Annotated in this window: 11 protein-coding genes and 1 pseudogene; 6 read left to right on the forward strand and 6 right to left on the reverse strand. The window is 68.8% G+C overall.

What is annotated here, in order from left to right:
- A partial coding sequence (locus A9W96_RS15365) for a hypothetical protein (RefSeq protein ID WP_067140964.1) occupies positions 1-281 on the forward strand: 281 nt, incomplete at its 5' end.
- Between the two features lie 69 nt (positions 282-350).
- On the opposite strand, the pseudogene A9W96_RS15370 reads toward A9W96_RS15365, so the two are convergent.
- From A9W96_RS15370 to A9W96_RS15385, 4 genes and pseudogenes are all read right to left on the reverse strand, one after another.
- Positions 351-620, reverse strand: a pseudogene (locus tag A9W96_RS15370) (hypothetical protein); the annotation flags it as partial.
- A gap of 179 nt (positions 621-799) precedes the next feature.
- Entirely contained in the window at positions 800-1,516 is a 717-nt protein-coding gene (locus A9W96_RS15375) for a pyrimidine reductase family protein (protein ID WP_066881779.1), read from the reverse strand.
- A gap of 3 nt (positions 1,517-1,519) precedes the next feature.
- Positions 1,520-2,017 carry a flavin reductase family protein gene (locus A9W96_RS15380; protein ID WP_066872571.1) on the reverse strand — a complete coding sequence of 166 codons (498 nt, stop codon included), beginning with the start codon at positions 2,015-2,017 and terminating at the stop codon, positions 1,520-1,522.
- Positions 2,018-2,111: 94 nt separating this feature from the next.
- Positions 2,112-3,398 carry an APC family permease gene (locus A9W96_RS15385; RefSeq protein ID WP_067140973.1) on the reverse strand — a complete coding sequence of 429 codons (1,287 nt, stop codon included), beginning with the start codon at positions 3,396-3,398 and terminating at the stop codon, positions 2,112-2,114.
- A gap of 104 nt (positions 3,399-3,502) precedes the next feature.
- Between A9W96_RS15385 and A9W96_RS15390 the strand changes: the two genes are divergently transcribed.
- Together A9W96_RS15390 and A9W96_RS15395 are read left to right on the forward strand one after the other, a co-directional pair.
- Complete coding sequence (locus tag A9W96_RS15390; RefSeq protein WP_067140967.1) at positions 3,503-4,246, forward strand: ArsR family transcriptional regulator; 744 nt, start codon at positions 3,503-3,505, stop codon at positions 4,244-4,246.
- Between the two features lie 2 nt (positions 4,247-4,248).
- Positions 4,249-5,724 carry a multicopper oxidase family protein gene (locus A9W96_RS15395; RefSeq protein WP_231999696.1) on the forward strand — a complete coding sequence of 492 codons (1,476 nt, stop codon included), beginning with the start codon at positions 4,249-4,251 and terminating at the stop codon, positions 5,722-5,724.
- A gap of 4 nt (positions 5,725-5,728) precedes the next feature.
- On the opposite strand, the gene A9W96_RS15400 is transcribed toward A9W96_RS15395, so the two are convergent.
- Positions 5,729-6,853, reverse strand: a complete 1,125-nt coding sequence (locus A9W96_RS15400) for an FAD-dependent oxidoreductase (RefSeq protein ID WP_067140979.1) — start codon at positions 6,851-6,853, stop codon at positions 5,729-5,731.
- A gap of 145 nt (positions 6,854-6,998) precedes the next feature.
- On the opposite strand from A9W96_RS15400, the gene A9W96_RS15405 reads away from it, so the two are divergent.
- The gene (locus tag A9W96_RS15405) at positions 6,999-7,799 is read left to right on the forward strand and encodes a hypothetical protein (protein ID WP_231997777.1); all 801 of its coding nucleotides are present in this window, start codon (positions 6,999-7,001) and stop codon (positions 7,797-7,799) included.
- Here the strand turns inward: A9W96_RS15405 and A9W96_RS15410 are convergent.
- Positions 7,796-8,713 (reverse strand): TIGR03619 family F420-dependent LLM class oxidoreductase, encoded by a 918-nt coding sequence (locus A9W96_RS15410; protein WP_067023697.1) that lies wholly within the window; start codon positions 8,711-8,713, stop codon positions 7,796-7,798. The genes A9W96_RS15405 and A9W96_RS15410 overlap by 4 nt on opposite strands.
- A 62-nt stretch (positions 8,714-8,775) precedes the next feature.
- On the opposite strand from A9W96_RS15410, the gene A9W96_RS15415 reads away from it, so the two are divergent.
- Entirely contained in the window at positions 8,776-9,465 is a 690-nt protein-coding gene (locus A9W96_RS15415) for a PadR family transcriptional regulator (RefSeq protein WP_066872560.1), read from the forward strand.
- Between the two features lie 155 nt (positions 9,466-9,620).
- Positions 9,621-10,639, forward strand: a 1,019-nt coding sequence (locus tag A9W96_RS15420; RefSeq protein WP_067140970.1) for a 13E12 repeat family protein, incomplete at its 3' end; no start/stop codon positions are given.

Here is a 10,639-nt window from a genome sequence, read left to right on the forward strand (position 1 = left end):
GCGAGATTCACTGGGCCCTGAACCACGATGCCGTGCACGGGATCGCCTACGCGTTCAAGAATCCGGTCGCGGTCGCCGAATCCCTCGAGGATCCCGACGACGACCGGAAGACCTACCTGGTTCGGGTCAAGCGCGACGACCTGGCCAACGCGCTGGAAAAGATCAACGAATGGATCTTCGACAATCCCGGCCCCGCCGGCATGCAGGCGTACGGTTTCGTCCGGGCGCTGGCCCGGGAAGGGCTCACCGAGCGCGCCACCGGCGATGACGACATCCGTTAATCGCGCCCCGTCGAATTAGCTGGCTTTCGCTATTCGCCGTGCCCCGCGGCCGCGAAAACCTTAGCCTTATGCCTGCATGCCGGCGGGGCCGGGATTGTCGAAGATCCATTCGTTGATCTTTTCCAGCGCGTTGGCCAGGTCGTCGCGCTTGACCCGAACCAGGTAGGTCTTCCGGTCGTCGTCGGGATCCTCGAGGGATTCGGCGACCGCGACCGGATTCTTGAACGCGTAGGCGATCCCGTGCACGGCATCGTGGTTCAGGGCCCAGTGAATCTCGCTGGGGCGCAGCCGGTTCACCGCCAGGTTGCGGTAGTCACGGTCATCGTCTGAACTGCTCACCGGGCCGGTGATCCTTTTCTGTGTGCATCGGGAAAGTGGAACGGCGATCAATTGAAGGAAGGTCGCGCGAAGCGATTCGCGCAACGTTCATACCGGGCATTTTCATCATAGGAAGAGGTGCGGTCGGCTGCATGCCGAGCGCGTTGCGCACGCCCGCATTCCGCCGATTGCGACCGGGCTCAGCGGCGATATTTCAAATACAGATAGCCGTCGCAGACCAGCGCGTGCTCGAGGCTCATGGTGACCGGTGCGGGTAGCCGCGCCGGGTGCAGCCGGTGGCCTACCGGTTGGCTCGCCGCCAGCTTGGGGGCCAGCGTCACACAGATCTCGGTGACAGCGTCGGCCTCCACCAGCTCGTCGAGCAGCGTCGGTCCGCCCTCGCACAGGATGCGGTGCATGCCGAGCTCCCGCAGGGTCGCGACCGCGCGGGAGACGTCGACGGAGTCTTCGCCCGCGACCAGGAGGTGTTGGCGGTCGTCGTCGGGGTCGAACCGCGCCGCGGTGCTCGCGCAGGTCACCAGGATCGGCGGCTGGTCCGGATCGCTGAGCAACCGGGCCGGTAGCTCACCGCTGCGGCTCACCACGGCGATCGGCGGCGGTTCGGCCCGCCCCTCGTGCTGCCGCCGCTCCCGCGCCGCATCCCCGAGCGTCACCGGGCCGTAGTTTTCGGCGCGGGCGGTGCCGGCACCGACCAGCACGACGTCGGCGAGGCCGCGCAGGATTCGCAGGAGCCGCTGATCGGTGGGGCACGACAGCGGACCGGCGCGCCCGCCGAACGCCGCGGCGCCGTCGGCGCTGAAGATCATGTTGGCGCGCACCCCGTCCGGGGGATCGGCATAGAAGGGCGCGAGCTCGATGATGCTGGGGACGGCGCTGATCCGGGGCGACTCGGCCACGCGTCAGGCCTCGTGGCCGGGTTGCAGCTCGCGCACGTCGCCGAAGGACACCCAGGTTTCCAGTTCCCGCGGCGGGCTGCCGCCGACCGGTGCGAGCAGGTGCCCGACGTGATCGCCCATCGTGAAACGCTCCAGGATCTCGCCGACGAACCACGCGGCGGCGTCGTCGAGGATCGGCATCCGTTCGGGGCCGCGGTGCCAGGAACAGCGGGCGAACTTGTCGACCTCGTCGCTGGTCTGGCTGCCGAAAAGCTCCACCACGTCGAGGTGTTCATGGTCGAAGACGTGCACGGCCAGGTGGGAGGCGTCGCGGGCGACGCGGAAGGTGTGGTTGCGCTTGGACAGGCCGACCAGGAAGCGGGGCGGATTGATGCTGGTCTGGCTGGCGAAGCCCACCAGGCAGCCGGCTTCAGTGCCGTTGGCCTGCGTGGTGACGACGAACATCGGATAGTTCAGCAGCGCCACCAGTTTGTCGAACGCTTCGGTTTCCGGGTCGGCCATCCGCTCAGTCTTCCCCGTCCGGCCTTCGGGGAATCGCGATGCCGCTATTTGCCCGGCGGCGGTGTCCGGCAGGCCGGCGCGGCGTGCGCCGCCGTCAGCTGCGATTTCGGTTGCGCCGCAACGTGGTCCGGGCGATGAAACGCCGAATCAGATAGGCGCCGGCGCCGAGGCCCAGCACCAGCACACCGGAGAGCACCGACCATCGCGGCATCGCGACGGCCAGCATCACGCAGCCGAGCAGCCCGATCACCGGGATCGCCCGGTGTGGGCGGCCTTCGTCGGCACCGAGCGTGCAGGCCGAGGCGTTGGCGACGGCGTAGTAGATCAGCACGGCGAACGAGGAAAATCCGATGGCATCGCGCAGGTCGGCGGTGGCGGCCAGGACCACCACGATGACGCCGATCAACAATTCCGCGCGGTGGGGGACGCCGAACCGCGGATGCACCGCGGCCAGGGTGTGCGGCAGGTGGTGGTCGCGCGCCATCGCGAACGTGGTGCGCGAGACGCCGAGGATCAGCGCGAGCAGCGAGCCCAGCGCCGCGATCACCGCTCCCGCCTGGACGGCGGGAACCAGCCAGCCCGTTCCCGCCGCGCGGGCCGTCTCGACCAGCGGGGCGGCGGACTTCGCCAGCCGGTCCGGGCCGAGCACCCCCAGCGCGGCCACCGCGACCAGCGCATAGACGGCCAGCGTGATGGTCAGCGCCAGCGGTATCGCGCGCGGGATGGTGCGCGCCGCGTCGCGCACCTCCTCGCCGAGGGTGGCGATGCGCGCATAGCCGGCAAAGGCGAAGAACAACAGGCCGGCGGCCTGCACCACACCGCCGAGGGTGGCGCCGCTCAGCCGCAGCTGCTCGGGCCGTGCCGCGCCGGAAGTCAACGCGGCGACGATCACGGCGACCAGCACCGCCAGCACCACCGCGACGATGATGCGGGTCAGCCAGGCCGACTTGCGCACCCCGGCGTAATTGACCGCCGTCAGCGCCACCACCGTCGCGACGGCTACCGCGTGGGCCCGCGCCGGCCAGGCGTAGAGGCCGATGGTCAGGGCCATCGCCGCACACGACGCGGTCTTGCCGACGACGAATCCCCAACCGGCCAGGTATCCCCAGAAGTCCCCCAGGCGTTTTCGGCCGTAGAGATAGGTGCCGCCGGACGCGGGGTAGCGCGCCGCCAGCCGCGCCGACGACGTGGCGTTGCAGTAGGCCACTACCGCCGCCAGCGCCAGGCCCAGCAGCAGTCCCGAGCCGGCGGCGCGCGCCGCGGGGCCCAGGGCCGCGAAGATCCCCGCACCGATCATCGATCCCAGCCCGATCACCACCGCGTCGAAAACGCCGAGGCTGCGGCGCAATTCGTCGTTGCCGGCCGGGGTGCTCGTCGGGATGCTTCCGGACACTGGGTCTCCTCGAAGTCGGAGAAATGGGCACGCCTGCGTCGCCTCGCGTAGCGCCTAACCTATCAAATTGATTTGATGTATCGTGCCGAAGTATGGCGGCGATCGATCGAGCGGACGTTCCGCCGCTGATGCGGATGGCGGGGCACCCCCTGCGGTGGGCGCTGCTGACCGAGCTGGCCTCCGGAGACCACCGGGTGCGGGAATTGGCTGCCGCGGTCGGCGAGCCGCAGAACCTGGTCTCGTATCACTTGCGGTTGTTGCGTTCGGCCGGACTCGTCGATGCGCGACGCAGCAGTTTTGATGGGCGCGACACCTATTACTGGTTGAATTCGACGAACTGCGCCAAGGCATTTCGTGAGGCGGCCGCCGCTTTGCATCCGGCGTTGGCGCCCGGGGCCGCCCCCAGGGCGGCACCGCGCACGGTGTTGTTTTTGTGCACCGGAAACAGCGCGCGCTCGCCCATGGCCGCTGCACTCCTCGAGAAACGCGGCCAGGGGCGCATTCGAACGGCAAGCGCGGGTAGTTATCCGAAACCCGCGCTCCACGTCAACGCCATCCGGGTCATGCGCGACGAATACGGCATCGACCTCAGCGGCACCCGGCCCCAATCCCTGGCCACGGTGTCTCGACGCCGCTTCGACTGCGTGATCACGCTGTGCGACAAGGTGCGCGAATACGCGCGCGACCACGATCTGGCCACCACGACGCACTGGAGCCTGCCCGATCCGTCTGCCGGCGGCGCCGGCTATCCGCAATTTCGTCGTGTGGCAGGCGAATTGAGCCGCCGCATCGACTTCTTCGTGCCCGGCATCGGCGTCGGTGCGGTCGGGCGCTGACGATGGTGCTCAACCGGCGTCAGTTCGGCAAATGGGCCGGCGTCGCGCTAACGGCCGCCGCGGGAAGCGCCGGTGGCGCGTGTTCGCACCCTTCGCCCGGCGGTCCACCCGGCGGCAAAGCCGATTACACGCTGCGGATCGGCTCGGGGAAGGTCGAGTTGGCCCCGGACCGGACGGTGTCGACCCTGACCTACAACGGTCAATTTCCCGGTCCGCTGTTGCGGTTCAAGGAGGGCCGGCGAGCCTGGGTCGACGTCTTCAACGACACCGACTCGCCGGAGCAGCTGCACTGGCACGGCCAGCACGTCGGCGTCGACGTCGACGGCGCCGCCGAGGAGGGCACCCCCGACATACCCGCGCACGGCATGCGCAGGATTTCCTTCGTTCCCGGCCCGGCGGGCTTGCGCTTCTATCACACCCACGTCGTGCCGCGCGCCGATCTGTCGCGTGGCCAGTACAGCGGCCTGGTGGGCCCGGTCTACATCGAGCCCCCGCACGACACCGGTGCATACGATCAGGAAATCTTTCTGACGCTCAAAAAGTTTGACCCCGCCTTCAGCCGCGGTGGCGACATGCCCAGCGATTTTCTGGCCGGTGCGCAGGATCAAGACCTGAAGGACAGGGGCGAGTCGGCGATGGCCGCCGCGCTGGAGCGCGGCGAGCCACCCGGCAACGAGGTCGGGTACGGGGCCTTCGCGATCAACGGGCGCATGCTGGGCCACGGCGAGCCCATCCGGGTGCGAACCGGTCAGCGGGTCATGCTTCACGTTCTCAACGGAAGCGCCACCGAGACCCGCAGTTTGGCCCTGCCCGGCCACACTTTCACCATCGTCGCGCTGGACGGCAACCCGGTACCGACGCGGACCGCCGTGCCGGTGTTGTGGCTGGGCGCGGGCGAACGGATCTCGGCGATGGTCGGCATGACCAATCCGGGCGTCTGGGTGCTGGGCGATCTGTCCGACGACGACCGCGGCCACGGAATGGGCGTGGTCGTCGAATATGCCGGCCGCGGTGGGGATCCGCACTGGGCGGCGCCCCTGCCCTTCACGTGGGATTACCGGGTGTTCGGCGCATCGCAGCGGGCGGACCTGCCACCGCCCGATCGCACCATCGACATGTTGATCGAGAAACGCAACGCCGCCGACAACGGTTTCAACGTCTGGACGATTAACGGTGTGCCCTTCGCGATGGACACCAACAAGCCCGTGCTGGACATCGAGCGCGGCAAGCGTCACCGGCTGCGGTTCCGCAACGCCAGCGACGACCTGCACCCCATGCACCTGCACCGGCACACGTTCGAAATCACCCGGTTCGCCGGGACAGCGACGGCCGGTGTCCGCAAGGACGTCGCCATGCTCGGCGGCTACCAGAGCATGGAGATCGATTTCGTCGCCGACCAACCCGGCCTTTCGCTACTGCACTGCCATCAACAGATCCACATGGATTACGGGCTCATGCTGCTGTTCAACTGCACCTGACGCCTCACCCCAGCGGGTTGTTCTGGCGCACCCCCCGATACATGCCCCAATGCACGATCCAGGGCATCACCACGCGCTCGACCGACCAGGACGGGAAGCGGAAGGACTGGCCGGTGGGCAGGAAGACCTCCAGCCCGTTGGGCTGGATACCTACCAGCGAGCCCCAGCGCCGCGCCGGCGCCCGGTAGGGCCGCAACGGCCGGCCGGCGAAGTCGGCGAGGACGTTGCGTGCCACCAGGGCATCGCCCCGGTTTCGGGCGGAGCTGCGCAGCGGATCCGTCGCCGCGACGTCGCCGACCGCGAACACGCCCCGGTGGCCGGGCACCCGCAGTTCGGGGGTGACGCGCACGAACCCGCGCTCGTCGAGCAATTCGGCCGGCAGCCAACCGGTGTTGGGCCGCACCCGTCCGATCGCCCACAGCACGGCGTCGGCCCGGGCCGGGGGCTGCCCGGTGCTGAAGTGGACCGGCTCGCTGGTCAGTTCCTCGCCCGCGAACCCGTCGGTCACCACCGCGCGGTGGCCCGGGTGCAGGCCGACGCCCAGCTCGGTGAGGCGGCGGCGCAGCCGATGCCAGATTCGCGGATGGTGTCCCGCCAGCGCGGACTCGCCGGGGAAGTACAGATCGATGCGCTTGTCCGGCCACGTGGTCGCCATGTTGAGGGCGCTGCTGACCGCCGCCGCGCCGCCGCCCACCACGGCCACCGACCCGGCGGCGGCCAGCCTGTCGTGCGCGGCGCGCAGTCCCGCGCCGATCTCGGCCGCCGACTGCAGGGTCGGCTGGCGCCAAAAGCCGTTGCTGACTCCGGTCGAGATGATCAGCGCGTCGTACGGTTCGGTGACGGCCGCGCCGTCTTCGCTTCGGCCGGAGACGATTTGGGCGTCCAGGTCGACGCCGGTCAGCGTGGCCTGCACGGTGCGGACGCCGTCGAGCCGGCGGAACCGGTCGAACGGAATCCAGTAATCGCGGGCCCAGTCGTGTGGACGCGAGAGCCGGACGCCGAGCTCCTGGCCGCTCACCAGCGCGGGCTTGGCCGAAATGCCGACGACGTCGGCGTGCCGCGACAGCCGGATCGCCGCGAGGACGCCGGCGTCGCCGAGCCCGGCGACGATGACACGCTTTCGGTTCATGCCGTTATCCTGCCCTGCGTACATTGCGGACGAGCCGTTGACCGATCCGAGAGCAAGGGGGCCACGTCAGGTGATCGTCTCGTGCGGCACAGCGACACCGGCGCATCCGCGGGTGAGCGCCGCGCTGCGCACCTCTCTCAGTGCCATGGTGCGGGCGTCGGCCCCGCGCCCCGCGGCGGCCCGGCGCGCCGCCAAGGACTTCGAGAAGGCGTTGATTCCGGCGGTCATCGCCGAGATCCGGTGGTCGTTCACCCGGCCGCGCACCTGGCTGATGGGTGTGGTGGCCAACGTCGTCTTCGCGGCCGGCTGGTTGCTGGTGCAGCCGCTGACGCCGGTGGGCCGGCACCCCGATTGGGTGATCCTGGTGGGCACCTACTTCTCGTCGTGGGTGCTCGCCGACGTCACCACCACCAATTTCCTGGGCGCCGACCACTACCGGATCCTGCGGGGGTTGTCCGCCGGCGTGCCGTTCTGGCGCATCCTGTTGATCAAAAACCTCGCCCTGCTCGCGATCGTCGGCGTGCCCACCCTGTCCGCGGCGGTGGTGTTGACGCTGTGGCTGGAAACGCCGGCGCGGCTGGGCATTACGATCCCCACCGTCGCGGTGCCCATCGTCTCCTGGTTAGGCGTCGGCAACTTCATCTCGGTGCTGCACCCGGTCAGTGTCGAGCCGCTGATCCGGCGCTGGCGCCAGCGCGGCGATCTGCGCCGCACCCGAAGTTGGGTGCTGGCCCTGACGCTGCCCTACGTGCTGTACTACGTGGCCGACCCGATGAACGGCGTGGAACATCGCGTGTTGTGGCAGCAGGCGCCCGCGTTGATCTGGCCGGTGTTCGGGCGCGACACCAAAAGCTTCGTCCACCTTGGCATCGCCATGAGCGTGTGGATCGCCGGCAGCATCGCCGCGGTGTACTGGGTGCGCCGGCGCGGATTGCAGATCCGTTAGGACACCTGGGGCTTGATGTCTTCGATGACCCACTGCGCGTAGTCGAGGTATTCGTCCACGCCGCTCACGGGAGGGACGGGAACCGCGGTCACGGTCACGCCCTGCTCGGCGAGCCAGTTCAACCGGTCGACGATGTGTCCGGCGCTCATGCCCGGCCGGTCGCTCGCTCGGCGGGCGACGTGTCCCTCGCCGACCCGGTTGGTGCCCAGCCCGTGCATCACCTCGAATTCCCGGCCGTCGTAGGAGGGTTGGGACCTGATGTAGTCGAGCTTCTCGGCGATCTGCTCCGGTGGTGTGAGGAACGGCCACCAACCGGACCCGAACGTGGCCGCCCGGCGCAGCGCGGCGTCGGCGTCGCCGCCGATCCAGATCGGAAGATGCGGTTTCTGAACGGGTTTGGGCTCGAAGGCGATGTCGGAGAAGGACACGTACCGGCCTTCGAATCGGGGTGCGTCGCTGGTCCACAGCTCGACGATGGCGGCCAGGTATTCGTCGGCGATGCGGCCCCGCTCCCCGAAGGGCACTGAGAGCAGCTCGAACTCGCGGGCCAGCCAGCCCACGCCGAACGTCACCATCATCCGGCCCCCGCTCATCCAGTCCGCGGTGGCCAAGGCCTTGGCCAGCACGATGGGGTGCTGCAGCGGCAAGATGGTGACGCAGGAATTGATGGCCACCCGCTCGGTGGCACCGGCGATGAAGGCCTGCGCGGTCGTCGAGTGCAGATAGTGCGGCCCGGACAACTCGACATGCTCGGTGGGGATGACCAGATGCTCGGGCACCGCGATCATGTCGTAGCCCCATCGGTCGGCGCATTGCATCATGCGGCGCTGGTCGCCTCCGGTGACGGCCGCCTCCCAGGGCTGCGTGATCGCCTTGAGGCGCAGCAGGTGCGGAAGGGGGAAGGCGAACTTCACGGGCGTCCCAGCCAGCGGTCCATGTCCTCCAATCTAGGGGTTGGTGTTGTTAACCTGGCGACATGGACTCCGAAACGGACCCTGCCAGCCAAAAGCTGACCAACGCGGCGTTGGCCGCCACCAGCTGGGCGCTGCTGGGCATGATGTCCTACGAAGAGGAGGTTTCGGGCTATGACCTCAAGAAGTGGATCGACTGGAGTGTCGACCTGTATTACTGGAGCCCGTCGTACAGCCAGATCTACACCGAGCTGAAGAAGCTGGAGTCGCTGGGACTGGTGACCTCACGCGTCGAACGCGACGAGGGCACCCGCACTCGCCGGCTGTACAAGATCACCCCGGCCGGGATGGATGCCGTGACCGAGTGGACCACTCACGCGCCGGTGGACCCGCCGGTGCTCAAACACAGTGTGCTGCTGCGGGTTACGTTCGGGCACCTCAGTAACCCGAGCCGGCTCAAGGAATTACTGCAGGAGCATGTGGCGTACGCCGAAGCCAGGCACCGCAAGGCCGTCGAGGACGCCGAGGGAGCCGAGGCCGAACCCGCGTGGGCGTACTCGGTGCTGGCGCTGCGCTGGGCGGCCAAGTATTACGCCGCCGAGCGTGAGTTCGCGCTGGAGATGATCAAGGAGATCGACGAGGCCGACGCCATCCTGCAGAGCGCCGCGAAGGGTGGCTTCGGCAAGCCGCGTCCCAAGCCGGGCAATTGGCGCGAGATCGAAAAACAGGTCCAGGCGAAGCGCGAAGCGGATTAGTTCTGACGGTGGTGACCGGTTTCGCCCGTGGCGCCGGCCGTCCGGTCCCACGAAATACAGATACCGAAAACGCATACCGAAATCCCTTGCGTCGCTGTGGTTTCAGGGCTTTACTGTCGCCGATTTTTGCCGGTGGTCCTCGCTAGTTTGGCGGTGTGAGTGATGAGCAGGATGTCGAGGCGGCGTTCGAGGCGCTCGATGCCGCCTGGGATCGGGTGTGCGCGCTGAACGTCGACGCGCTGAAGCCGCGCCAGCAGTTGGCGGTGTTGGCGCGCTGCGAAAAGCAGCGCCGTCGCATCCCGGCCGTCGAGCACCCCGTGATCAATTCCCTGGCCCGCCAAGCACCCTCGGTCGAACTCGGCGCCACGGTGGTCCACGCCATCGCCGAGGCGACGCTGATCAGCCGCGCTGAAGCCGCCCGGCGCCTCAAGGAGGCACGCGATTTGGGCCCGTGCCACGGCCTGACCGGCGAAGCGCTGGGCCCGATGCTAGCCGCCACCGCCGCCGGACAACGCCGGGGCACCCTGGGTGCGGGTCAGGTGGCGGTGATCCGCAAGTTCACCCGCATGGGCCGAATCCACCACCAGCTGCCCGGCTGGGTCGACATGCCGACCCGGGAGCGGGCCGAAGCGCGATTGGCCGCCGAGGGCAGCCGGTTTCGCCCCGAACAACTCGCCGGGTTGGCCCGCACCCTGGCCGACTGCCTCAACCCCGACGGCACCTACACCGACGACGACCGCGCGCGGGCGCGTGGTCTGACCCTGGGCAATCAGCAGGCCGACGGCATGTCGGCGCTGCGCGGCTGGCTCACCCCCGAAGCCCGCGCCACCCTGGAAGCCGTCCTAGCCAAACTCGCCGCCCCCGGCATGTGCAACCCCGACGACGACACCCCCTGTGTGGACGGTAGCCCCAGTGAACAGGTGATCGAACGGGATTCGCGCAGCACCGCCCAACGCCAGCACGACGGACTCAACGCCGCACTGCGCGGCGTGCTGGCCTCCGGGAACCTGGGGCAGCACAACGGGTTACCCGCCTCCATCATCGTCACCACCACGCTGGCCGAGCTGGAGGCCGCCGCCGGGCGCGGGTTGACCGGGGGCGGCACCCTGCTGCCGATGAGCGATGTCATCCGCCTGGCCCGCCACGCCCACCACTATTTGGCCATCTTCGACAA

It is taken from the genome of Mycobacterium sp. 1245852.3, from assembly GCF_001669335.1.
Taxonomy (GTDB): Bacteria; Actinomycetota; Actinomycetes; order Mycobacteriales; family Mycobacteriaceae; genus Mycobacterium; species Mycobacterium europaeum_A.

Coding starts and splice junctions, on each gene's coding strand:
- A9W96_RS15380 (WP_066872571.1), bottom strand. CDS start 2,017: ATGGCCGACCCGGAAACCGAAGCGTTCGACAAACTGGTGGCGCTGCTG.
- A9W96_RS15390 (WP_067140967.1), top strand. CDS start 3,503: ATGGCGGCGATCGATCGAGCGGACGTTCCGCCGCTGATGCGGATGGCG.
- A9W96_RS15395 (WP_231999696.1), top strand. CDS start 4,249: ATGGTGCTCAACCGGCGTCAGTTCGGCAAATGGGCCGGCGTCGCGCTA.
- A9W96_RS15400 (WP_067140979.1), bottom strand. CDS start 6,853: ATGAACCGAAAGCGTGTCATCGTCGCCGGGCTCGGCGACGCCGGCGTC.
- A9W96_RS15405 (WP_231997777.1), top strand. CDS start 6,999: ATGGTGCGGGCGTCGGCCCCGCGCCCCGCGGCGGCCCGGCGCGCCGCC.
- A9W96_RS15415 (WP_066872560.1), top strand. CDS start 8,776: ATGGACTCCGAAACGGACCCTGCCAGCCAAAAGCTGACCAACGCGGCG.